General features: G+C 63.4%; 23 protein-coding genes. 10 read left to right on the top strand and 13 right to left on the bottom strand.

Annotated elements, in window-relative coordinates; translation table 11 throughout:
• Positions 1-10 precede the first annotated feature (10 nt).
• Together J5286_RS26340 and J5286_RS26335 are read right to left on the bottom strand one after the other, a co-directional pair.
• Positions 11-478: a hypothetical protein gene (locus J5286_RS26340; protein ID WP_209192934.1), complete on the bottom strand. Its 468-nt coding sequence runs from the start codon at positions 476-478 to the stop codon at positions 11-13.
• Between the two features lie 61 nt (positions 479-539).
• Positions 540-899 carry a hypothetical protein gene (locus J5286_RS26335; protein WP_209192933.1) on the bottom strand — a complete coding sequence of 120 codons (360 nt, stop codon included), beginning with the start codon at positions 897-899 and terminating at the stop codon, positions 540-542.
• Between the two features lie 296 nt (positions 900-1,195).
• On the opposite strand from J5286_RS26335, the gene J5286_RS26330 reads away from it, so the two are divergent.
• The gene (locus J5286_RS26330) at positions 1,196-2,206 is read left to right on the top strand and encodes an iron ABC transporter substrate-binding protein (RefSeq protein WP_209192932.1); all 1,011 of its coding nucleotides are present in this window, start codon (positions 1,196-1,198) and stop codon (positions 2,204-2,206) included.
• A gap of 727 nt (positions 2,207-2,933) precedes the next feature.
• Here J5286_RS26330 and hutC read toward each other — a convergent pair.
• Both hutC and J5286_RS26320 read right to left on the bottom strand, forming a co-directional pair.
• Positions 2,934-3,653, bottom strand: a complete 720-nt coding sequence (gene hutC, locus J5286_RS26325) for a histidine utilization transcriptional repressor HutC (protein ID WP_209192931.1) — start codon at positions 3,651-3,653, stop codon at positions 2,934-2,936.
• 56 nt (positions 3,654-3,709) lie between these two features.
• Positions 3,710-5,071, bottom strand: coding sequence for a formimidoylglutamate deiminase (locus J5286_RS26320; protein ID WP_209192930.1), 1,362 nt, complete (start codon positions 5,069-5,071; stop codon positions 3,710-3,712).
• A 122-nt stretch (positions 5,072-5,193) separates the two neighbouring features.
• Here J5286_RS26320 and hutI point away from each other — a divergent pair, with 122 nt between their 5' ends.
• The 4 genes from hutI to hutU all read left to right on the top strand — a co-directional run bounded on the left by hutI (position 5,194) and on the right by hutU (position 10,725).
• Entirely contained in the window at positions 5,194-6,456 is a 1,263-nt protein-coding gene (gene hutI, locus J5286_RS26315; protein ID WP_209192929.1) for an imidazolonepropionase, read from the top strand.
• Positions 6,453-7,988: a histidine ammonia-lyase gene (gene hutH, locus J5286_RS26310; protein ID WP_209192928.1), complete on the top strand. Its 1,536-nt coding sequence runs from the start codon at positions 6,453-6,455 to the stop codon at positions 7,986-7,988. Before hutI ends, hutH begins: the two co-directional genes overlap by 4 nt.
• A gap of 205 nt (positions 7,989-8,193) precedes the next feature.
• A complete protein-coding gene (hutG, locus tag J5286_RS26305) occupies positions 8,194-8,994 on the top strand; it encodes an N-formylglutamate deformylase (protein WP_209192927.1) in 801 nt (266 codons plus the stop codon).
• Between the two features lie 42 nt (positions 8,995-9,036).
• On the top strand, positions 9,037-10,725 hold the full coding sequence (hutU, locus tag J5286_RS26300) for a urocanate hydratase (protein WP_209192926.1): 1,689 nt from the start codon (positions 9,037-9,039) through the stop codon (positions 10,723-10,725).
• A gap of 107 nt (positions 10,726-10,832) precedes the next feature.
• Here hutU and J5286_RS26295 read toward each other — a convergent pair whose 3' ends face one another.
• Positions 10,833-11,042, bottom strand: a complete 210-nt coding sequence (locus tag J5286_RS26295; RefSeq protein ID WP_209193004.1) for a hypothetical protein — start codon at positions 11,040-11,042, stop codon at positions 10,833-10,835.
• Between the two features lie 63 nt (positions 11,043-11,105).
• Between J5286_RS26295 and J5286_RS26290 the strand changes: the two genes are divergently transcribed.
• The 4 genes from J5286_RS26290 (at position 11,106) to J5286_RS26275 (ending at position 14,589) form a co-directional block, all read left to right on the top strand.
• Positions 11,106-11,690: a HutD/Ves family protein gene (locus J5286_RS26290; RefSeq protein WP_209192925.1), complete on the top strand. Its 585-nt coding sequence runs from the start codon at positions 11,106-11,108 to the stop codon at positions 11,688-11,690.
• 177 nt (positions 11,691-11,867) lie between these two features.
• Positions 11,868-12,881 carry a taurine ABC transporter substrate-binding protein gene (gene tauA, locus J5286_RS26285; RefSeq protein ID WP_209192924.1) on the top strand — a complete coding sequence of 338 codons (1,014 nt, stop codon included), beginning with the start codon at positions 11,868-11,870 and terminating at the stop codon, positions 12,879-12,881.
• Positions 12,882-12,946: 65 nt separating this feature from the next.
• Positions 12,947-13,738, top strand: coding sequence for a taurine ABC transporter ATP-binding protein (locus J5286_RS26280; protein ID WP_209192923.1), 792 nt, complete (start codon positions 12,947-12,949; stop codon positions 13,736-13,738).
• Positions 13,735-14,589: an ABC transporter permease subunit gene (locus J5286_RS26275; RefSeq protein WP_209192922.1), complete on the top strand. Its 855-nt coding sequence runs from the start codon at positions 13,735-13,737 to the stop codon at positions 14,587-14,589. Before J5286_RS26280 ends, J5286_RS26275 begins: the two co-directional genes overlap by 4 nt.
• 53 nt (positions 14,590-14,642) lie before the next feature.
• On the opposite strand, the gene J5286_RS26270 is transcribed toward J5286_RS26275, so the two are convergent.
• Genes J5286_RS26270 through J5286_RS26255 form a run of 4 tightly spaced genes read right to left on the bottom strand, consistent with a single transcriptional unit; the run spans position 14,643 to position 18,508 of the window.
• Entirely contained in the window at positions 14,643-15,563 is a 921-nt protein-coding gene (locus tag J5286_RS26270) for an iron-siderophore ABC transporter substrate-binding protein (RefSeq protein ID WP_209192921.1), read from the bottom strand.
• A 19-nt stretch (positions 15,564-15,582) separates the two neighbouring features.
• Positions 15,583-16,392: an ABC transporter ATP-binding protein gene (locus J5286_RS26265; protein ID WP_209192920.1), complete on the bottom strand. Its 810-nt coding sequence runs from the start codon at positions 16,390-16,392 to the stop codon at positions 15,583-15,585.
• Positions 16,389-17,444 carry a FecCD family ABC transporter permease gene (locus J5286_RS26260; RefSeq protein ID WP_348529289.1) on the bottom strand — a complete coding sequence of 352 codons (1,056 nt, stop codon included), beginning with the start codon at positions 17,442-17,444 and terminating at the stop codon, positions 16,389-16,391. Before J5286_RS26260 ends, J5286_RS26265 begins: the two co-directional genes overlap by 4 nt.
• Complete coding sequence (locus J5286_RS26255) at positions 17,441-18,508, bottom strand: FecCD family ABC transporter permease (RefSeq protein ID WP_209192919.1); 1,068 nt, start codon at positions 18,506-18,508, stop codon at positions 17,441-17,443. Before J5286_RS26255 ends, J5286_RS26260 begins: the two co-directional genes overlap by 4 nt.
• Positions 18,509-18,801: 293 nt before the next feature.
• Here J5286_RS26255 and J5286_RS26250 point away from each other — a divergent pair, with 293 nt between their 5' ends.
• Entirely contained in the window at positions 18,802-20,244 is a 1,443-nt protein-coding gene (locus J5286_RS26250) for an FAD/NAD(P)-binding protein (protein WP_209192918.1), read from the top strand.
• Between the two features lie 25 nt (positions 20,245-20,269).
• Here J5286_RS26250 and J5286_RS26245 read toward each other — a convergent pair whose 3' ends face one another.
• The 4 genes from J5286_RS26245 to J5286_RS26230 form a co-directional block, all read right to left on the bottom strand.
• Entirely contained in the window at positions 20,270-20,800 is a 531-nt protein-coding gene (locus tag J5286_RS26245) for a carboxymuconolactone decarboxylase family protein (protein ID WP_209192917.1), read from the bottom strand.
• A gap of 115 nt (positions 20,801-20,915) precedes the next feature.
• Positions 20,916-21,932: a diguanylate cyclase domain-containing protein gene (locus J5286_RS26240; RefSeq protein ID WP_209192916.1), complete on the bottom strand. Its 1,017-nt coding sequence runs from the start codon at positions 21,930-21,932 to the stop codon at positions 20,916-20,918.
• A gap of 188 nt (positions 21,933-22,120) precedes the next feature.
• Entirely contained in the window at positions 22,121-22,375 is a 255-nt protein-coding gene (locus J5286_RS26235) for a DUF2934 domain-containing protein (RefSeq protein WP_209192915.1), read from the bottom strand.
• A 142-nt stretch (positions 22,376-22,517) separates the two neighbouring features.
• Positions 22,518-23,597 carry a Gfo/Idh/MocA family protein gene (locus J5286_RS26230; protein WP_209192914.1) on the bottom strand — a complete coding sequence of 360 codons (1,080 nt, stop codon included), beginning with the start codon at positions 23,595-23,597 and terminating at the stop codon, positions 22,518-22,520.
• Position 23,598 lies beyond the last annotated feature (1 nt).

The raw sequence follows: 23,598 nt of genomic DNA, 5'->3' as shown, positions 1-23,598 counted from the left end.
CGGATATCGATCAGCGGAATCGGTCGATATCGGCTTTCTTGGCGTCGCGGCGGATGACGAGGCGACCCTCGGGATCGAACAGCTCGTAGCGGCCGTTCCGGATGCGCTCGCGCCAGCCGCCATCGAAGGCGCGATCCTCGCGCGGGGCTATCGAGCCGGTGCTATCATCCCTGCCGCCATGCCGGCCACCTCCCGAGCGGCTGCCGCCATCATCAGACGAGTGCGACTCGGATGAACCTGAGCCTGAGCCCGAAGACCCCGAACCGGGGGATCCGGAATGGTCGGAGCCAGACGAGCCCGAACCGGACCCCGATCCAGATCCGCTACCCCCCGAGCTACCACTCCCACTTCCGCCCGAACTCCCGCTTCCGCTCGACCCGCCGCCGCTTCCCTTGTCCGCCCATGCGCAGACCGGACCCGCCACGACTGACATCGTGCAGAGAATGACGGTACAGGCGATTTTCGGCCACGTGCTCACGATCGATCTCCTTGAGAACGGTCCCGGCCCTCAATGGGCCAGGACATGACTGACATCGCGATCAGCGGCGTCCGCCGTGATCGTCGCCGCCACCACCGCCGTGGTGGTCTCCACCATGGTCGTCGCCGCCGTGATGCTCGTGGCTCGCGCCATCATCGGAGCCGCGTCCACGGGAGGAGGAAGAGGATGCCGACGAGAACGACGACGAGCTGTGGCGGACATGGCCCGGACCGTCATCGAGCCCGCGGCCGTGGCGCTTGTGCTTGACGAGATGGTCTGCGCCCTGGCGCACGAGTGTTGCCAGCGGCGGCTTGGTCGCTGTCATGCCGGCATTGGGAGATAGTGGGCCAGCCACGGCCGCGCCAAGCGCCAGCAACAGCGATCCGGCGGTAACGCAAGTGTGAACGATGATCTTCTTCATGCGTATGCTCCTTGGTTTTCCGACCGAAACGGTTGCCATCGGTTGATTGCTACCGGCCGGATGCTGCAATTCTCGACGATTGAGCGCCCATTTCTAGCGGCCCCGGTCCTCTACGCCGCCACTAGGGACTTTAGTCCCCATGGTCACGGACCAAGGCTCACGATAAGTGGAGTGCGTTGGAATAGTTTTAGCCGGCAGCGCTGGCCGAGACATGCAGACGCGTGAAAAGACCAATTCATAGCGACCGAAAACTTGAGCCCATGTGCGCTTGGTTTCGCTCCAATCGGGAGTTTGACATGAAGAAATCCATCAGCCTGAAGCTGGCTTCCGCCGCAGCGCTTCTTGCCGCGACAGCCTTCGTAAACGGCGCGTTCGCGCAGGATGCCGAAGGCATCGTCGTGTACAACGCCCAGCACGAGGGCCTCGGCACCGAGTGGGCCGAAGGCTTCACCAAGGAAACCGGCATCAAGGTCACTGTCCGCAAGGGCAGCGACATGCAGTTCGCCAACCAGATCGTCCAGGAAGGCGACGCCTCGCCGGCCGACGTGTTCCTGACCGAAAACTCCCCGGCCATGGCGCTGGTCGCTTCCGCTGGCCTCTTCGCACCGGTCGACAAGGAAACGCTGGCTCAGGTTCCGGCCCAGTTCCACCCGGCCGACGGCACCTGGACGGGCATCGCTGCCCGCTCGACCGTTTTCGCCTACGACAAGACCAAGCTCACGGAAGACAAGCTGCCGAAGTCGATGCTCGATCTCGCCGATCCGGCCTGGAAGGGCCGTTGGGGCGCATCTCCCGGTGGCGCCGACTTCCAGGCGATCGTCGGCGCGCTGCTGCAGCTGAAGGGCGAGGAAGCCACCGCTTCCTGGCTGAAGGCCATGAAGGAAAACGCAACGCCTTATAAGGGCAACAGCGTTGCCATGAAGGCCGTCAATGCCGGCGAAGTCGAAGGCGCCGTGATCTACCACTACTACTGGTTCGGCGATCAGGCCAAGACCGGCGAAAACAGCAAGAACGTCAGCCTCCACTACTTCAAGAACGAAGATCCGGGCGCCTTCCTCAGCGTTTCCGGCGGCGGCGTGCTGAAGTCCAGCAAGCACCCGAAGGAAGCACAGGCCCTGCTGAAGTGGATCACCTCCAAGGCTGGACAGGACGTCCTGAAGAACGGCGGCTCGTTCGAATACGCGGTTGCCGGCGATTCCAACGCCAAGCTGGTCCCGATCGCCGACCTGAAGGCACCGAAGGTCGAAGCTTCCAAGCTCGACAACAAGAAGGTCGTCGAACTGATGACCGCAGCCGGCCTGCTCTAAGGTTTTGAGCCTCCCAAGGCTTTAGAGCCGCGCGTCGAAAGGCGCGCGGCTTTTTCGTTTCTGCGGGCGACGTATGTTCGTCAAATCAACAGCTTACACGAATCTTCTGCTTCAATTTTCCCCATTCGAAAAACCTCGGCCTAGAATAACGCCGTCCCGTCATCGGATACACCGGCAGGCGTGCCGGCGAGGCGGGATCGGCGCGGAGCGTGAGGGTAGGACGCAAAACCTCATGACCCGGGTTCGCAGAAAATGGTCTCCCTCCGGTGACGGCGGGTTCCGTCGCAAGATGGGCCCGAGTTGAGCCCGGACGTGCCTGTGAGGCACACATGGTCTCGTCGCGAAGTTGGGCGAGAAGGCAGAGAGACCGGAGTTGCGTTCATAAACCGCCGAACGGGGCGCTGGAAAGCGCCATATTCTACTTACTCAATCGAGGTGATTTCCAGCGCCCCGTCCGAGTGAAGTTTGCATGGTGGAAACACGGGCTTTCGGGCGGCGTGGGGTTTTGGTGTGTCGGCGGGATACAAGGTTATGGTTGAGAAGTTTTGCCGTGTGGCCCCCTCATCCGACCCTTCGGGCCACCTTCTCCCCGTTGGGGCGAAGGGGAGGTTGAGCGAGCGGCCTGCCACGAGTCTCTTCTCCCCCGCGGGGAGAAGGTGGCGGCAGCCGGATGAGGGGGCCGCACGGCACAACCTCTCAGTCGCCTGTCAGACCGAACGCCCAGCGCTCAAGACGCCGGCGTAAACCGCGCCACCAACGCATGCTTGTCGCCGGGATAGGTAAACCGCACATGGGTGACCGGGCCGACATTGCTCCAGGTACGACGCTCGACCACCAGGCAGGCAGTATTCCGCGCAATGTCGAGCAACGCCGCAGCCTCACTTCCGGCAGGGACCGCGTGGATCCGGTGCTCGGCGCTCGACCATGGAATCTGGTTGATCAGCCAGCTGCCCGGCGGAACCGTCGAGAAGTCGGCCTCCTCCGCCTCGGGCACGGTGGCGAGACTGATCAGGCGCTCTTCGAGACAAAAGGGACGACCGCCGGCCAAATGGATGCAGACCACCTCGACGACCGAGGAGCCCGGCTGCAGTTCGAGACGCCTGTTATCGTCAGCATCCGCCTTGCGCCTGGCGCGTCTGGCAACCGAAAACGCATAGGCGAGGTTCAGCGATTTCACTTCGGCGGCGATGTCGTGGATCTCGAGCACCGCCGACTGGGCCTGCGGCTGGGTGACGAAGCTGCCGGACTTCTTGCGACGCTCGATCAGGCCCGCCTTGGCGAGCTGGGTCAGCGCCTTGTTGACCGTCATGCGCGAGCAGTCATACTCCTTGGTGAGCTCGAGCTCGAACGGAATGCGGTGACCCGGCGGCCACTCGCCCGAGACGATGCGGCCTTCGATGTCGTTTACGATCCGCTGATGCAAGGTGATGTCCCTGCCCTGATCCATCGTCACGCTCCGCTTTTCTCTCGGTCTACCGGCATTGCCTGAGTCTGGAAAGGCCATCAGGCCGCCAGCAACTCGCTCATGGCCTTGAGGAAGCGCCGGTTGATCGCCTCGCGGCCGATATGCCGGCCACCCTCGACCCTCTTCTCGCCCAACGCCCAGACGCTGTCGACCGCAACGCCGCCGGCAAACATCCAGTGGTCGAGCAGCTGATCAGCGGCGAGATAGGGAACGGCTAATGTATCGAGCGCGACGATATCGGCGTGATGCCCGACCGCCAGCCCGCCCGGCGCCTTCAGCGCCGCACCGCCGCCGGTGATCGCATGGTCGAAGAGGCTGCGCGCCGTCGAGCCGCCGGATGCGGCGATGACGTTGCGAGCCCTCAGCGCCAGACGCTGCGAATATTCGAGCTGTCGCAATTCACCGTGTAGCGAGATCAGCACGTTGGAATCGGAGCCGACGCCATAACGCCCACCCTCTTCGAGAAACAACGGCGCCGGGAAGGTGCCGTCGCCGAGATTGGCCTCGGTAATCGGGCAGAGACCGGCAATCGCGCCGCGCCGCGCCATCTCGCGGGTCTCCTTCTCGGTCATGTGGGTGGCATGAATCAGGCACCAGCGGCCATCGACATCGGCATTGTCGAGCAGCCATTCGACCGGCCGGGCGCCGGACCAGGCGATGCAATCCTCGACCTCCTTCACCTGCTCGGCAACATGGATATGAACAGGTCCTTCGCCCGCCATCGGCACCACCTTGATGAGCTCTTCCGGCGTCGCTGCCCGCAGGCTGTGTGGCGCAAGCCCGAGTTCGGCGCCGGCAAGCCGCGACGTCATCGTCCGGCAGCCGTCCATCAGCGCCGCGAAGCTGTCGAGCGAATTGATGAACCGGCGCTGGCCGTCGATCGGCTCGGCGCCGCCGAAGCCGGAGTGCGCGTAGAAGACCGGCAGCAAGGTCAGCCCGATGCCAGCAGTGGCACTCGCCGCGCCAATCCGCTCGGCCAGCTCCGCGATATTGGCATAAGGCCGCCCATCCTTGTCATGATGCAGATAGTGGAACTCGCCGACACGGGAGAAACCGGCCTCCAGCATCTCCATGTAGAGCTGCGCGGCCACCGCCTCGACATGTTCAGGCGTCATCGACAGCGCGAATTTATACATGACGGTGCGCCAGCTCCAGAAGCTGTCGTTGGCGGGGCCCCTTACCTCGGCAAGACCCGCCATGGCGCGCTGGAAAGCATGGCTGTGAAGGTTCCCCATGGCCGGAACGAGCGTATGATGGCGTTCGTCGGCAGGCTCTGGCTGAACCGCTGTCTCGATGCGCGATATGCGTCCGCCCGCGAGCGTCAGCCGGACATTCTCCCGCCAGCCTTCCGGGAGAAGTGCTGCGCGTGCATGGAGTGTCGTCGCAACGGTTTGTGCCATGATCGATTTCTCTCCTTCTGGCGGAAGCGTCTCTTTCTTTTCCAGAGATACGCCCAAATTTTCCCTTGTCACCTGTTTATTATGTATATACATGTTAAGGCATAAGGAAAGGCGCAAAGCTGATGAACGGGAACAATTTTTCAGACGAGCAAGCCCAGGGAGAGGTTCGCCCGCACCTGTGGCGCAACGCCCGCCTGGCAACACTCGACCCAAGCAAGGATGGACTCGGCGTCATCGAAAAGGGTGCCGTTGTCGTCGAATCCGGCCGCATCACCTATGTCGGCCCGGAAAGCGAATTGCCGGTTCTGGCGATCGAGCGCGCCGAGATCACCGATCTCGAAGGCCGCTGGGTGACACCCGGCCTCGTCGATTGCCACACCCACATCGTCTATGGCGGCAACCGCGCCCGCGAGTTCGAGATGCGCCTGGAAGGCGCTACCTATGAGGAAGTCGCCCGCGCCGGCGGCGGCATCGTCTCCTCGGTCAAGGCCACCAACGCACTCTCTGTCGACGGCCTCGTCGCCGCCTCGCTTCCGCGTCTCGACACGCTGCTGTCGGAGGGGATGACGACGATCGAGATCAAGTCCGGCTATGGGCTCAACATCGAAGCCGAGCTGAAGATGCTGCGCGCCGCCCGTACGCTGGGCAATATTCGCCCGGTCCGCGTCGTCACCTCCTACCTCGGCGCCCATGCCACGCCGGTCGAGTACAAAGGCCGCAATGGCGACTACATCACCGATGTCGTGCTGCCCGGCCTTGAGCAGGCGCATGCCGAAGGTCTGGTCGATGCTGTTGACGGCTTCTGCGAAGGCATTGCGTTTTCCGTCGAAGAGATGCGCCGCGTCTTCGATCGCGCCCAGCAGCTCGGTCTTCCCGTCAAGCTCCATGCCGAGCAGCTCTCCAACCTCGGCGGCGCCCGCCTCGCCGCCTCCTATCTGGCGCTGTCGGCCGATCATCTCGAATATCTCACCGCCGATGACGCCGTCGTCATGGCCGCGGCCGGAACCGTCGCGGTGCTCCTGCCCGGCGCCTTCTACGCCATCAACGAAAAGCAGAAGCCGCCGGTCAAGGCGCTGCGCGAGGCCGGCGCCCACATCGCCATCGCCACCGACTGCAACCCCGGCACCTCGCCGCTGACCTCGCTGCTCCTGACCATGAACATGTCGGCCACCCTGTTCGGCCTCACCGTCGAGGAATGCATCGCCGGCGCTACCCGGGAAGGTGCGCGCGCCCTTGGGCTCATCGACGAAACCGGCACGCTCGAAGCCGGCAAGTCCGCCGATTTCGCTATCTGGGATGTCGAGAGCCTCGCCGAACTCGTCTACCGCATCGGCTTCAACCCGCTTCACGCACACGTCTTCAAGGGCGAAAGGATCGACCGTTGACCATCACTCTTCATCCCGGCTCCGTATCGCTCAAACATCTAGAAACGATCTACTGGGCCGGCGAGCCTGCCGTGCTCGACCGCTCCTTCGACGCCGGCATCAACAAGGCGGCCGCCCGTATCGCCGAGATCGCCGCCGGCAATGCGCCCGTCTATGGCATCAACACCGGCTTCGGAAAGCTCGCCTCGATCAAGATCGACAGCGCTGACGTCGCGACCCTGCAGCGCAATCTCATCCTGTCGCATTGCTGCGGCGTCGGCGCGCCGCTGCCCGAAAACATCGTCCGCCTGATCATGGCCCTAAAACTCGTCTCGCTCGGCCGCGGCGCATCCGGCGTGCGTCTGGAACTGGTGCGGCTGATCGAGGGCATGCTGGAAAAGGGCGTCATTCCCGTCATTCCGGAAAAGGGCTCCGTCGGCGCCTCCGGCGACCTCGCGCCGCTGGCGCATATGGCGGCCGTGATGATGGGCGAAGCCGAAGCCTTTTACAAAGGCGAGCGCCTGACCGGCGCTGCGGCGCTCGACAAGGCCGGGCTGGCCCCTGTCGTGCTGGCAGCCAAGGAAGGCCTGGCGCTGATCAACGGCACGCAGACCTCGACCGCTCTGGCGCTCGCCGGCCTCTTCCGCGCTCATCGCGCCGCCCAGGCAGCGCTCATCACCGGCGCGATGTCGACCGATGCTGCCATGGGGTCCTCGGCGCCGTTCCATCCCGACATTCACACGCTGCGCGGCCACAAGGGCCAGATCGACACGGCCGCTGCGCTCCGCGCACTTCTCGACAACTCCGTTATCCGCCAGAGCCATATCGAGGGCGACGAGCGCGTCCAGGATCCCTACTGCATCCGCTGCCAGCCGCAGGTCGACGGCGCCTGCCTGGACCTGTTGCGTTCGGTCGCCCGCACGCTGGAGATCGAGGCCAACGCGGTCACCGACAACCCGCTGGTGCTGTCTGACAATTCCGTTGTCTCCGGCGGCAATTTCCACGCCGAACCGGTCGCCTTCGCCGCCGACCAGATCGCCATCGCCGTCTGCGAGATCGGCGCCATTTCGCAGCGGCGCATCGCGCTCCTCGTCGATCCCGCCCTCTCCTACGGCCTGCCTGCCTTTCTCGCCAAGAAGCCCGGCCTCAACTCCGGCCTGATGATCGCGGAAGTGACTTCCGCGGCGCTGATGTCGGAAAACAAGCAGATGTCGCACCCGGCCTCGGTCGACTCGACGCCGACCTCGGCCAACCAGGAAGACCACGTCTCCATGGCCTGCCACGGCGCCCGCCGCCTGCTTGCCATGACCGACAACCTGTTCTCGATCATCGGCATCGAAGCGTTGACGGCAGCCCAGGGCGTCGAATTCCGCGCGCCGCTCGCCACCAGCCCGGAGCTTTCGAGCGCCATCGCCGCGATCCGCACGGTCGTGCCGACGCTGGAGGTCGACCGCTACATGGCCGGTGATCTGCAGGCGGCGAGCGATCTGGTGGCCTCGGGTGGGCTGAATGCAGCGGTGTCTTCGGGGATTCTGCCTGGGTTGGAGGGGTGATGGTGATGTCGGCACTCGTGGCGCCCCCCTCTGCCCTGCCGGGCATCTCCCCCACAGGTGGGGAGATTGGCTGGGCGCTCCCGCTCGCTCCAAAGTCAACCGTTCTGCAAGGCGATAACAACGAGTCGATCTCCCCCTTTGTGGGGGAGATGTCCGGCAGGACAGAGGGGGGTAACACCCCCGCAACCCGTGGAGCATTCAACCAATGACCACCCACGAAACCCACCAGGGCACATCCCCCATCATCCTCGGCTTCCCGCACACCGGCACGGACGTGCCGCCAGCCATCTGGGACCGCCTGAACGACAACGGCAAGCTGCTCGCCGACACCGACTGGCACATCCACGATCTCTATGACGGCCTCATCCATGGCGTCACAACCGTGCGCGCCACCTTCCACCGCTACGTCATCGACGCCAATCGCGATCCATCCGGCACCAGCCTCTATCCCGGCCAGAACACCACCGGCCTGGTGCCTGAAACGGATTTCGACGGCCTGTCGATCTGGAAGGACGGCGAGGCACCTGATGACGCCGATATCACTGAACGCCTGCGCGATTTCCACGCGCCGTATCACGCGGCGCTTGCCGCCGAGATCGAGCGGGTGAAAGCGATCCACGGCGTCGCGATCCTCTACGACTGCCACTCGATCCGCTCGCACATCCCGTTCCTCTTCGAAGGCAAGCTGCCGGATTTCAATATCGGCACCGATCTGGGCAAGACCTGCGACCGCGCCATCGAGCAGGCAGTCGTCTCCGCGACCGCTTCGGCCACCGGTTACGACAGCATCCTCAATGGCCGCTTCAAGGGCGGCTGGACGACGCGGCACTACGGGCGGCCGGAAACCGGTGTGCATGCGATCCAGATGGAGCTCGCGCAATCCACGCATCTTCAGACCGAAAAGCCGCCCTTTGCCTACGACACCGCCAAGGCCGACCGCCTGCGCGTCCATCTCAAAGACATTCTCGATCGCATCGCCGCGATTGCGCCGAACCTCAAGAAATAAGCCTGAAACAACAAGCCATCCAACCCGGATAAGGGGAACGCAATGACCAGCAATCCACGCCACAACATTCGCGATGTCAGAAGCCCTGTTGGCCCCGAGCTCAACGCCAAGAGCTGGATGACCGAAGCGCCGCTGCGCATGCTGATGAACAATCTCGATCCCGACGTCGCCGAAAACCCGCACGAGCTGGTGGTCTATGGCGGCATCGGCCGCGCCGCGCGTACCTGGGCGGATTTCGACCAGATCGTCGCGACGCTGAAGACGCTGACGGAAGAAGAGACGCTGCTGGTCCAATCCGGCAAGCCGGTCGGCGTGTTCCGTACACACAAGGATGCGCCGCGCGTCCTGATCGCCAATTCCAACCTCGTGCCGCATTGGGCGACCTGGGACCATTTCAACGAGCTGGATAAGAAGGGTCTCGCCATGTACGGCCAGATGACCGCCGGCTCGTGGATCTATATCGGCACGCAGGGCATCGTGCAGGGCACCTACGAGACCTTCGTGGAAGCCGGCCGCCAGCACTATAATGGCGACCTCAAGGGCAAGTGGATCCTGACCGGCGGCCTCGGCGGCATGGGCGGCGCGCAGCCGCTGGCGGCCGTCATGGCCGGCGCCTGCTGCCTCGCGGTCGAAAGCGACGAGACCCGCATCGATTTTCGCCTGCGCACCCGCTATGTCGATGCCAAAGCCAAGTCGCTCGATGAAGCGCTTGCCATGATCGCCGAATGGACGGCGAAGGGCGAAGCCAAGTCGGTCGGCCTGCTCGGCAACGCCGCCGAAATCTTCCCGGAACTCGTGGCTCGCATGAAGGCCGGCGGCCCGCGCCCCGATATCGTCACCGACCAGACCTCGGCGCATGACCCGCTCAATGGGTATCTCCCGATCGGCTGGACCGTTGCCGAGCACAAGGCCAAGCGCGAAAGCGATCCGAAGGCGGTAGAGGCCGCCGCCCGCGCCTCGATGAAGAAGCACGTCGAAGCCATGGTCGCCTTCTGGGATGCCGGCGTGCCGACGCTCGACTACGGCAACAACATCCGCCAGGTTGCCAAGGACGAAGGCCTTGAAAACGCCTTTGCCTTCCCGGGCTTCGTGCCGGCCTATATCCGCCCGCTGTTTTGCCGCGGCATCGGCCCGTTCCGCTGGGCGGCTCTCTCGGGCGATCCTGAGGATATCTACAAGACCGACGCCAAGGTGAAGGAGCTGCTGCCCGACAACAAGCACCTGCACAACTGGCTCGACATGGCCCGCGAGCGCATCTCCTTCCAGGGTCTGCCGGCCCGCATTTGCTGGGTCGGCCTCGGCGATCGCCACCGCCTGGCGCTGGCTTTCAACGAGATGGTCAAGAACGGCGAACTCTCGGCCCCCGTCGTCATCGGCCGCGACCACCTCGATAGCGGCTCGGTCGCCTCGCCGAACCGCGAGACGGAAGCGATGAAGGACGGCTCGGACGCCGTGTCCGACTGGCCGCTCCTCAACGCGCTCCTCAACACCGCCTCCGGCGCCACCTGGGTCTCGCTGCACCACGGCGGCGGTGTCGGCATGGGCTTCAGCCAGCATTCGGGCGTGGTCATCTGCGCCGACGGCTCCGACGATGCGGCCAAGCGCCTGGAGCGCGTGCTCTGGAACGACCCGGCCACCGGCGTCATGCGCCACGCCGACGCCGGCTACGACATCGCGCTGGATTGCGCCAAAGAGAAGGGCCTGCGCCTGCCGGGGATTCTCGGGAACTGATAGAGCGAGACACCGGGCCTCAGAACGGTATGAGGCCCGGATACTGAAGGATGGTCTGGTCGACTGTTACGAGAGGTCGCAATCAGCGTCCGCTCGAACGTCCCCGCTCATTCCTTGTCTGTTACGATCGGCTTGATTGGGTCTTCAGGAGGAAAGAGGTCGCCGCCATAGAACATGTCTTCGATTTCCTCGGCCATCATCGTGTCGAAGTCGTCGGGAACGGTGATCATGCCTTCCATGAAACCAATGCGGCGCTTCTTGGGCGCCGTTTCCGGTTGATTGATCGGGGCATCCTTTGCCATGTTGACGATGTCCATCACTCGCCTCCAATCCCCTGAGTGTCTTCCACTCCCCTCCCATTTGCAACCTCCGGAGATTCCATGCCCCGCGCCACAACCCTGACCGCCAGCAGCTATCGCCGCATGCCGTGGAAGAACGGTGGCGGGGAGACGGTGGAGATTGCGGTTTCGCCGGAGGGGGCCGCACTGTCCGAGTTCGATTGGCGGATCAGCATGGCGACGGTCGCAACCGATGGACCGTTCTCGATCTTCCCCGGCATCGACAGGACCCTGTCGATCCTTGACGGCGAGGGCATGTCGCTTGCGATCGACGGTCGCGCGCCATTGCTGTTGACGCAGGAGAGCGCACCCCTCGCCTTTCCCGCGGACGTCGCGGTGTCCGCGACGCTCAAATCCGGGCCGATCACCGATCTCAACGTCATGACGCGCCGCGGTGGCCTGTGGCACCGGGTCGAGCGCGTCGCCGTCGATGGCGAAGTGACGTTCGGCGGCGCGGCCGGCACGCTGCTGGTGTTCTGCCATCGCGGCGCGGTCAATCTCACCTGGGCCGATAGCCAGGCATCTCTCGCAGAAGGTGACACGTTGCTGCTGCAGGACGCGGCCGGCATCTCGCTCGAGATGGATGGCAAGGCGCTCTGCTACCTCATCACCATGGATGCCGCCTGACGCGGCAACCACCGACAAGCCGCAATCATCTGCCCGGCAAATCAGACGCAAAACAATATTGTCGCCATACTCTATAAAATAGATAGTTTTATCTGTGTGCCGCCCATGGCCCGCCGTAGTGTTTTCCCGTCGAAACAAGTTGAGCCGACGCACAAGCGCGGCATTTGGGGGCGAAACATGAATATCAAGGGCATTATCGCAGGACTTACACTTGGCGTAGCAGCCGTGGCCGCGCCGTTGCTCGCGCAGGCAGCCGACAAGAAGGTTGTCGTTGCCTACCAGACGGACGCGCTGCCGTCGTCGGTCGCCATCGCAAATGGCGAGTTCGCCAAGGCGACGGGCTATGACATCGATTTCCGCAAGTTCAATTCCGGCGCCGAAATCTTCGCGGCGATCGCCTCGGGCGACGTGCAGGTCGGCTATGTCGGCTCCAGCCCCTTCGCGGCCGCCACCTCGCGCGGCCTCGCAGTCAAGGCCTTCTACCTCTCCTCGATCTCGGGGATTGATGAGGCTCTTGTCGTCCGCGACGGTTCGGGCATCAACTCGCTCAAGGACCTGAAGGGCAAGAAGCTCGCCGCAGCGCCTGTTTCCACCGACCACTACCAGCTCCTGGCGCTGATCAAGTCGCTCGGCCTCAGCGAGAAGGACGTGCAGGTCTTCGCGATCCCGCAGCCCGAGATCGTCGCCAGCTACAATCGCGGCGACATCGATGGCGGCTTCGTCTGGGATCCGGCGCTGACGGAACTGAAGAAGAAGGGCAAGGTGCTGGTCACCTCCAAGGACGTCGCCGACAAGGGCGCGCCGACCTTCTCCGCCTGGGTCGCAGCCTCGAAATTCGCCGATGAAAACCCTGAATTCCTGAAGGGCTTTGCCGGTGTCATCAACACCTATTACGCCTCCTTCGCCAAGGACAAGAAGGCCTGGGACGCCGATAGCGAGAACGCAAAGCTGCTCGCCAAGGCGCTCGGCGGCACGCCCGAACAGCAGGCTGCGGCGCTGAAGAACCTGACGCTTCTGACGCCCGACGTCCAGGCATCCGACGCATGGCTCGGCGGCGGCGAAAAGGCTGGTGCTGCCAAGATCCTCAAGGACACCGCCACCTTCCTGAAGGAGCAGGGCAAGGTCAGCGAAGTGCTGCGGAGCTACGCCGCCTTCGTGACCGCGGACGCGCTGGCCAATCCGAGCAACTAAGCCGTTTCCGGCAGAAACGCTGGCGCGACACCGCGCCGGCGTCCTCATTTTCAAAGAGACCTGACATGCTCAAAGTCGATCACGCGAGCGTCTATTTCCAGACACGAGACGGCCGGACGGTCCATGCGCTCGACCGCGTCTCGCTCGCCATTCCCGAAAACAGCTTCGTGGTCGCGCTCGGCGCGTCCGGCTGCGGCAAGTCCACCCTGCTCAACGCCATCGCCGGCTTCCTGCCGCTTTCCGAAGGCGCGATCACGCTGGACGGGAGGCCCGTCACCTCGCCGGGTGCCGATCGCGGCGTCGTGTTCCAGAAGGACACGCTGCTGCCCTGGAAGACGGTGATCGACAATGTCGCCCTCGGCCTGAAGTTCGCCGGCGTGCCGAAAGGCGCCCGCCGCGAACGCGCCGAACGATTGCTGCACCTAGTCGGCCTCAAGGATTTCGCAGCGGCCTTCCCCTATGAGCTCTCCGGCGGCATGCGTCAGCGCGTCGGCATCGCCAGAGCGCTCGCCACCGAGCCCGCCGTGCTCCTGATGGACGAGCCCTTCGGCGCGCTCGACAGCCTCACCCGCGAACAGATGCAGGAACTGCTCGTCTCGATCTGGAAGGAGACGCATACCCGCATCTTCTTCATCACCCACTCGATTGAGGAGGCGCTGTTTCTCGGCACGCAGGTCGTGGTGATGTCACCGCGCCCGGGTCGCATCGTCGCCCGCTTCGACCTCGATTTCGTCCGCCGCTTCGCCGAGACGGGGGATGCCAGGGCGGTGAAGACATCGCCGGAATTCGCCAATCTGCGTGAAGAGATCCGCGACATCCTGCATGGATCGGAAGAACTGAGGAGTGCCGCCGAATGAGCGATTTCACAGAAACCGGCCGCGTCGTCATCGGCTCGCCTGCGGAACAGCCGAAACTCGTGAAGATAAATGGCTTCGGTGCCGGCGAAAAGCCGACCGTGCTGATCAGCATCGCTACCGCGCTGGTGCTTCTGGCCGCCTGGTGGCTCGTGGCCAAGCTGGCGCTGGTGCCGCATCTCTTCCTGCCGACACCGCAGGAAGTGTGGACGCAAGTGGGGGCGATCTACAATGACGGCTATGCCGGCGCCTCGCTCTACGAGCACGTTTCCGCGAGCCTGTTCCGCATCGTCACCGCCGCCGCCATCGCCTCCGTCGTCGGCATTCCGGTCGGCCTGCTGATGGGGCTAAACCGCTGGGTCAAGGGCGTGCTCGATACGCCGATCGAGTTCTACTGGCCGCTGCCGCCGCTTGCCTATCTGCCGCTGATGATCATCTGGCTCGGCATCGGCGAGACCTCAAAGGTGACGCTGCTGGTGCTCGCCATGTTCGCGCCCATCTGCCTTTCGGCCCAGGCCGGTGTCCGCTCGCTGCCGATCGAGCGCGTCAACGCCGCGCGGTCGCTCGGTGCCCGGCCGTGGCAGATCCTGATCAGCATCGTTCTGCCCTCGGCGTTGCCGGAGATCCTGACGGGGCTCAGGATCGCGCTCGGCATCGGCTGGGGCACGCTGGTCGCAGCCGAGCTGATCGCCTCCACCCGTGGGATCGGCTACATGATCATGTCGGCGTCGCAGTTCCTGGCGACAGATGTCGTCTTCGTCGGCATCGGCATCATCGCCGCCTGCGCCTTCTCCTTCAGCGCCGCCATCCGCATCCTCGAAGCCGTGCTGGTGCCGTGGAAGGGGAAGAGCTAAAAGAGCGTTCCCGTGGCGATGCAGTTGCACCATCGCCACAGGGATGGGCCTGGCTATGCCTTGAACTTGGCTTCCAGCACGTCGAGCATGTTGAAGGCCGTCAGGACGTTGCCGAACAGGTAGTCCGCAGACGGGAGCTCCATCTTGTCGCCCTTCAGGTTGGCGAAGGTCGGCAGCGCCTTGAGTTTCTCGCTCATGGCGCCCGGCCCCTTGGCGCCTTCGTCCTCCAGCAGCAGGATGAAATCGGCCTCCAGGAGGTCAAGCCGTTCGAGGCTGATGTTGATGAAGCCGTCATTGCTGGTGATCTGCTGCTGCGGCGGGGCGCGGAAGCCGACATCCTTCAGCACGCTCCAGGTGAAAGAGGTGTCCTGCAGCATGTAGCGCACGAGATTGGTGCGAACGCGGGCGATCGTCGCCGTTCCGATATTGCCGCTGATCGCGCTGCGAACCTGTCCGACGCGCTCATCGTATTTCGTCAGCAACTCGCTCGCCTGCGCCTCACGCCCCGTGGCACCCGCAATCGTCGTCAGCGTCTTCCGCCAATCCTTGGGCTGCACATCGATGAGCACGGTGGGAGCGATCTGGCTGTAGCGCTCGTACATTCCCTGCAGATCGGGAATATCGTCGTTGCTCATCAAGATGAGATCGGGCTCGAGCGTAAGCACGGTCTCGAAATTGGGTTCCCCAGACGATCCGATATAGCCGATATCGGCCGGCAGACGCTCGGCAACGCCCTTTGCGAAACCGCCCGTGAAGTTCGGCCGGGATGCGCCGACCGGAATAATTCCAAGCGCGACGGTCGGCTGCAGCACGTCGTCACCATCCGATACGACCACGCGCTTCGGCGACTTCGGCACTTGCACGGGACCAAACATCCCATCCACGGTGATTGTCTCTTCCTGGGCCAGTAGCGGACCGGCCGCAAGCAGCAGCGATGCGGCAATGATCTCACGTCGTGTCAGTCGCAGCGACAAAGTCTTATCCTTTCCTTTTTCAATCAGAATTGTGATGCAGTCCGCGCGGCACCACCAACGGCGTACCGACGACCGGATCCTTGATGATGATGCTATCGAGGCCGAACACCTCGCGGACCAGCGTCTCTGTCACGATGTCTCCTGGACGGCCCTCGGCGATCGCGCGGCCGCCGCGCATGGCGATCATGTGGGTGGCATGGCGGCAGGCTTGATTGAGATCGTGCAGCACGGCGGCGATCGTGTAGCCGCGTTCGCGATTGAGCCGCTCGAGCAGAAGCATCAGCTCCATCTGGTGGGCGATGTCGAGGAAAGTCGTCGGCTCGTCGAGCAGGAGAAGCGGGGTTTCCTGCGCCAGCACCATGGCGATCCAGGCACGCTGACGCTGACCGCCCGACAATTCGTTGACGCGGCGGCCGGCGAGATCGTTCATGCCGGTCGCTTCGATCGCAGCCGACACCGCCTGTTCATCTGCCCGGCTCCATTGGCGAAGCAGGTTTTGATGGGGGTAGCGGCCACAGGCGACAAGCTCGGTGACGGTGATGCCATCCGGCGCCACCGAACTCTGCGGCATGAGCCCGACGCTGCGGGCAAATTCCTTGGCCGGGATGGTCGAGATCGTGCGGCCGTCGAGCAGGACGGCACCCTGGCCAGGCATCAGCAAGCGCGACAGCGCCTGCAGCAGAGTGGACTTGCCACAGGCATTCGGTCCGACGATCGCGGTGAACGATCCTGATGGAACCGTTACCGAAAGATCCTCCGCGATGACGCATTTTCCGTATGCGAGTTCGATGGCCTGCGCCTCGAGACGGGGAGCGGTTTGAGGCTTCACGCGCGACGCGCCTCCTTGATGATCAGCCAAAGGAAATAAGTGCCTCCGATGCAGAGCGTCACGACGCCGACGGGGAGCTGGATGGGTGCGAAGCTGTGCTGAGCGACGTAATCTGCAGCCGACAGCAACAAGGCGCCGGTCGCCATGGATGCGGCGATCGACGTGCCCGCCGTGCGAGTTATCGCATGGGCGATCGGTGGCGAGGCAAGCGCGACGAAAGGAATGGGACCGGCAATCGCCGTGACGAGCGCGGTTGCGACGATGGCAACCACCATCAGTGCCAACCTTGCAGCTTCGACCGGCACTCCAAGCGCCTTTGCGCGACTGTCACCCATTTCCATGAGCTTTAGCGGTCGCGCCAGGATGAGAGCAAAAAAGATCACGGGAATACCCAGCCACAGGACCAGAGACAGCTGCTGACCGTTGATCTTAGCGAGCGAGCCCATGCCCCAGGTGCTGGCGGCCATGGCCGTCGACAAAGAAGACTTGAGCAGAATCCAGTGGTTGGCCGAAGTCAGCATGGCACTGACGCCAATGCCGACGACGATCAGCTGGAAACCCTGGATGCCCTTGTGCCAGGTGAGAAGGTAGACGACGAACGCCGTCGCGAGGCCGCCGGCTATGGCGCTGCCCGCAAGCGCAATCCAGCTGCCACCGGCGAAGGTGATCGCCAGGATGGCGCCGGTGTATGCGCCCGCATCGAAGCCGACAACATCGGGGCTTCCAAGCGGATTGCGCGTAATCGACTGGAAAACCGCGCCGCCCAGCCCAAGCAGCGCGCCAAGGATTGCAGCTCCAGCAGCCCGCGGCATGCGCCAGTCGAGAACGACCATACGCAAGCGGCGCTCGCCACCCCCCATCAGCACGTTCAGAACGTCGATGGCCGGCACGTGCAGCTGGCCACTGACGAGCGCCGCGATCATGACGGTCGACCCGGCAAGCAGAAGCAACAGGCATACAAGGAGAAGCCGCTTGTCGATAGCCAGAGCCAGCTTGTCGCTGAACGCGCGAACCATGATACGTCGGCGGGTGAAAGCGGGATGCAGGGTCACAGCGCTCTGACCTTTCTTGAACGCACCAGCCAGATGAGCACCGGTGCGCCGACAAAGGCCGTGACGATGCCGACCTGGATTTCAGCGGGTCGCATGCTCAGACGACCCAGGATATCGGCGCTGAGCAGGACGATCGGAGCGAGCAGCAGGGTGTAGGCAAATATCCAGCGCTGATCCGTGCCGCCGATCCAGCGCGCGGCATAGGGCACCATCAAGCCGATGAAGCCGAGTGGGCCCGCCGCGGCTGTGGCAGCACCCGTCAGCAGCATGACCGCCAACACGACCATCACGCGCGCCCTGCCGATGCCAGCGCCAAGTGAGCGAGCCTGATCGTCACCGAGGGCAACGACGTTGAGGACGGGCGCCGATACCAATGCGAGGACAATCCCCATGGCGACGAACGGCGCCGTGACGATCAGATTGTCGTAACCGGTGATCGCCAGCGAGCCGACTTCCCAGTTCAACATGTGATCGAACGTGTTCGGGTCGAGGAAGATCAACGCGGAAGTGAGCCCGCGCAGCATCGAGCCGATCGCGACGCCGGCCAGCGTCAGCCGCAACGGTGTCGCGCCGGCGCGTCCACCCATGGCCGCGAGATAGACCGCAATGGCCGCAAGGCCGGTACCGGCAAACGCAAACCAGATCAGTGACAATGGATGAGTGATTCCCAGAAGGCCGATCGCGACGACCATGGAAAACGCCGCGCCGGCGTTGATGCCCAGAATGGCAGGATCAGCCAGCGGATTGCGGGTAAGCGCCTGCATGAGTGCGCCGGACAGCGCAAAGGCAATACCCGCCATCACGCCGAGCAGCGTGCGGGGCAGCCGCAGGGACCAGATGGTCTCGCTGTCTATCTGGCTCGCGCTCGAGAAGAAGACCGAAATTACGTCGGTAACCGAGATGTTTCGCGCGCCGACCGCCAGGGAGGCGCAGATCACGAAGACAAGAACAGCAGCAGCAACCAAGAGGCCGAGGATACGCCCTGTGCGGATGCCGACGTGCGCGGCTTGTTCCGCGAAAGCGCCATTCACTGGAGGGGTGGCCGCTGGAGGGTTGGCGCTCATGAAAGCTATCGCTAGTCCTTCGTGAGATCGCCTCCCCACGATCTATTGCTGACAAATTGTGTCAGCTTTTGAACATCTATCCCCGGTCGAGTCAATTCTTTCTTCGGCTAAATCCCAATCAGGAGATTGTGAACGGCGACAATTTCCCCGACCGCGCCATGGAATACAAAAATGCCAAGACTTCTGTGGGTTTGCCAAAAATAACGCTTGGGAGGATCACGTGGGTTTTGAACTGTCACCCATCCGAACTAGAATCGAACAATCTCGACACCGAGTTAAAACGGCAACCAGACATGCATGACGATAATCTCCCTTACGACCATCAGCACCTGCAGCTACCGCGCAGGCCGCTTGTCGCCATCATCGGTGGCGGCATATCTGGCGCCGGTGTTGCCTATCATTTGGCATTGGCAAACAGGGACCGGCCGCCGGCCATCACCGTCTTCGAGCCGCGCGCCGAGCTTGGCCGTGGCCTCGCCTATGACACGAACGACCCCGCGCACCGCATCAACGTGCCAGCAGCCAGAATGAGCCTTCTGCCGGAGCATCCCGGAGATTTCCTCGAATGGATCGAGCTCAACGACGCGATCGCCGACGATCCCGCTGCCCGTCGTGTCGATGGGGCCATCTTTCCCCGCCGAGCGCTGTTTGGGCGCTATGTTGCATCAGCCTTGCGGCCGCTTGTCGAAACCGGCGCCGTCAGGCATCGACGAGCGGTCGTCACCGATGTCGAGCGCGACGGCGCCTTCTGGCGGATTTCCGATAGCCAGGGCGGCCAGACCTTTGCCGATTATCTCGTCATCGCGACAAGCCACCCCTCGCCATCGCCGCCCTCGGCGTTGATGGCGCTCGCCGGTCATCCGAAGTTCGTCGCCGATTCCACCGTGCCGCGCGCGCTTGATGCCATCGACCCTGATGATCGCCTCCTCGTCGTCGGCAACGGGCTGACAGCCGCCGATGTCGTGGCGTCGCTATCGATCACGGGACATCGCGGCCCGGTCACGTCGATCTCACGGCGAGGCTTGAGATCGCGCGGCCACCCCGCGGTCGCGCAGGATCCGTTTGGCGCGTTCGAGACGGTGCCGGTCGAGAGCGCCACCCAGCTCTTGCGCCTCGTGCGCCGCACCATCCGCGAGGCCGAACAAGCGGGGTTCACATGGCATGCGGTGCTGGATCAGGTGCGCGGTCACGGGCACGCGATCTGGCGGGCGCTGCCTGTGTCGGAGCGCCGGCGGATCGTTCGTCACCTTCGCCCCTTCTGGGACGTGCACCGCTTCCGTATCGCGCCGCAAGTGGAAGAGGTGCTCGACCGGGCGGTCGCCAACGGCCGCATGGAGGTGCTGGCCGCCTCCGTTGCCAGCATCAGGCGCGAGGCCGAAGACATCAGGGTCGTGCTGCGACGGCGCAACGGTGAACGCTTGGAGCGGGTTTACGATGCGATGGTCGTCACCACGGGCCCCGCCCATGGCGGCATCCTGAACAGCCAGCCGTGGCTGGCGAGGCTACGCGATCTCGGCCACCTGCAGCTGGATCCGACCGGGCTGGGCATCGCCTGCAACCTCTCCTCCGAGGCGCTTGCCGGTGACGGGCGACCGGATTCGACATTGCTGATCTCCGGTCCCTTGGCACGCGGCGCGTTCGGCGAGCTGATGGGTCTGCCGCAGATCACCGAACACGCGGTCTTCGTCGCGAGCGAACTTGACAAAAAAGTCGAGAAAGATCTCGAACATGATTGATATCGCTTGATAAACGGCATCTTCGTTATCGAGCGGCGCCCTCGGCGAATGCCTCAAGCTCCGGATCGAAATCGACCTCGACGACGTTGTTGAAGACGGCGGTGGCGATCATGATGCCAGCGAAGGCGACGAGATCGACCAGCGTCTTGGCGTCGTAACGCTGCTTCAGCGCAACCCAGATTTCGCTCGGGATAGCGTTGGAATCGGCGACGATCGCCTTGCCGAATGCGTCGAGCAGCGCCTCCTCCTCGGAGAGCTCAAGCGCATCCGGCTTAAAGCCGTTGTTGATCAGCGCGCGGCGGAAAAAGGTGATGGCGATCTTCGACTTGCAGGCCTTCGAAATCGCGTGGGAGAAGATCCAGATCGGCCGGTCGCTGATTGCGGCCAGCTCGGCGCGCAGCGTGAACCATTCCGCATAGATGCGATGCGCCTGAGGCGAATGCAGCAGCGTCCGCTTCATGTTGGTCATCCGACCGCGAACCCTGACTTCCTCGTCGTGAGCCGAGCGGATCTCCTCGGAAGCGGTGTCGTAATCGATTTGCGGAATGTGGCTCATGTATTGGTGCTCGTTGGATCATGTCGATGCCAAGCTGTTAGCCCAAAAGCGCATGCCGTGGAAAGCCGCAAGCGGCTGCGCCTGATCACACAATCTGGGGGAAGTTGCCCGTGCCTTAAGCCGCGTGGGTCTGCGACGCAAACGACGGATGCGCGAGGCTGAAGCGGTTGCGGCCTCCGCTCTTGGCGGCGTAGAGCGCGCCGTCGGCCGCCGCGAAGATGTCCTTCGGTGCGAGATAGCCCGCCGCCAGCGCCACGCCGACCGAGCCGCCGATGCCGATATGCCGGCCATCCTCGTCGCAGGAAGCGGCAAGCGCAGTGACGATGGAGCTCGCGATGCGGGCCGCCTCGTCGCTCGACCCATAGCGATGAAGCACCGCGAATTCGTCACCACCGATGCGCGCCACGAGCTCGGCGCCGCCGAGCACGGACCGCAGGCAATTGGCCGCAACGCGCAGGCATTGGTCTCCGGCCTGATGGCCGAGGCGGTCGTTGACCTGCTTGAAGCCGTCGAGATCGATGAGGAACAACGCCACGCTTTGCCTGGAGGCCTCGGTCGCGCACAGCCTCTCGAAGGTGGATTGGAACTGGACGCGGTTCGGCAGGTTGGTCAGGAGGTCGAACTCCGCCAGATAGCGAATCTCGTCGAAAAGCTTCTTCTCGGCCGTGATGTCCTGCTTCATCCCGAAGATGCGGACCGGCTGGTCGCCCTCGCATTCGACCGTGGCGGTGATGCGGATCCAGCGATGGTTGCCCTTGGCCGTGATGATCTCCGCGTCGAGGCTGAAGCCGGATCGCTCCTTGATGGCTCGATCGCGCAGCATGGTCAGCTCGATGCGCGACCGCTCGGTATAGAGCTTGACGGTCTCGTCGCGGCTGAGCGGGTGGCCGACCGGCAGGTCGAACAGCTCGTAGACCATGTCGGTCCATGCCAGCGTCTCGTCCGGGAGATTGCATTCCCACACACCGATGCGGGCGGCGCGCGACGAGTGATCGAACAGCTTCTTCAGGTGGACGAGTTCGGCGGACTTATCGGCGGAACACGCGTCGGCGCCGATCTCGGGGCGATCAGGACGAGCGGATAGGCGTCCCGTGAGTCGAGACCTCACTTCGCGTACAATCGATGAAAACATTCGCCGCCTCTGCCATGCAAGAAGGCGATCATGCCTTCGACTTTGCATATTCTTCAGCAAAGGTTGACGTTGTACTCTAGCGATCGTTTTCCCACTAAATTATAATGGAAACAGATGATTATGCCTAAAGAAGCCTTAACGCGCGGCATGGCCGAATGACGACTTCGTGGCGTGGCAGATCATCTTGCTTAACGGCGCGAGGAAGCTGAATTTTCCGGTGTCTCGGCTCGGTCGTCGCGGTCCGCTTCACGCATCATCCGGCCCATCGTCTTCAAGCGTTCTATCAGGTCGCTGCCATCGGCGGAGGCCCGCGTCCGCTCCAGCAACTGATACTCGCGGGCCGCCTGTTGCCAATGCGCCCCGCCGCGCCCGTCGGGCCGACCTTCCGCTTCCCACAGCGCATAGGCACGCTGGTTGATCCAATCGTCTTTACTCAAAAACATGAAAGACCTCGAACAACGGATTATGAAAATCAATGGATCCGAGGCTGACAAATGGAGCTTAGCAAGTCGTTACTTCGGCGCGACTTTCGTCGTCCCCGTCGCAATATTATCGGTTAAGCTTGATCGCGATCGTCTCTCCCTGCTAGCGGGCCTCTTCTGGCAGCCAGGAGCGGTAGAGCGGGTGGTCGGGAAGGATCGGCAGGGATGTCGGAAGGCCGGTGCGTTGCGAGTGGTAGGCGGCGGTGACCAGTTCCAGCGAATTGCGAGCGTCGGCAAGCGTCACCGGCGGTTCTTCGTTACGGACCAGCGCCTGATGGAAGAGCTCGAACTGGCGGGTATAGCCGTCCTCCTGGACCTCGTAGCGGGCGAGCGCCGCATCCACCTTCTGCTGGTGCTCATCGTTGCCCGCTTTGAAGCTCCAGGGATCGCGGCCCATCGTGTAGGGCTCGATGATGCTTTCGGCCACCAGATCGCGGAAGCAGAAGCGCAGGCGCGAAATCTCCTCGCGCGAACCGAGCGTCATCGACAGGCTGGCGAGCGATCCGTTTTTCATTTTCACCGAGAGCGCGGCCGTATCCTCGACCTCGATCGGGTTGACCAATGTGGCGCCGAAGGAAAAGAGCTCGGCGCATGGGCCGTGGATATAGTTCAGCATGTCATGGGCATGGATGGCGTGGCCGAGCAGGCCACCGCCAAGTTCGGTTGCCCATTTGCTGCGCCAGGGCACCGCGTAATAGTCAGGCCCGCGCCACCAATGGGTCTCGATCGTCGTCAGGAAAGCCTCGCCGGTGAGCCCGAGCTCGATCAGCATCTTCAGCTTTTGAAGACCGGAGCCATAGCGATACTGGAAGATTGGCATCAGCTGCGGCCCGTTGGCCCTCGCCACGATGCCGGCCATCTCGTCCACTTCGGCAATCGAACCGAACAACGGCTTCTCGCAGATCACATGCTTGCCCGCCTCGATCGCTTTGCGGCAGAGCTCGAAATGGGAGCTCGGCGGTGTGCAGATGTCGATGATATCGAGATCGGCGCGGGCGATCATCGCCTCGGCATCCTGCGTGTATTCAGGGATGCCGAACTCCTCGCAAAGCGCCTTGCCGCGATCGGCATCGAGCGAGCAAAGGACCGCGACGTCGAACAGCTCCTTGTTCCATCCGAAGCCGGACAAATGGCGCGCAGCGATGCCGGCGCCGATCACGCCGACGCGAAACTTCCTGCTCATC

The sequence above is a fragment of the Rhizobium sp. 16-488-2b genome (assembly GCF_017741815.1).
Classification (GTDB): Bacteria; Pseudomonadota; Alphaproteobacteria; order Rhizobiales; family Rhizobiaceae; genus Rhizobium.
The sequence above is the reverse complement of the archived record's forward strand: the minus strand, read 5'-3'. Positions and strand labels throughout refer to the sequence as shown.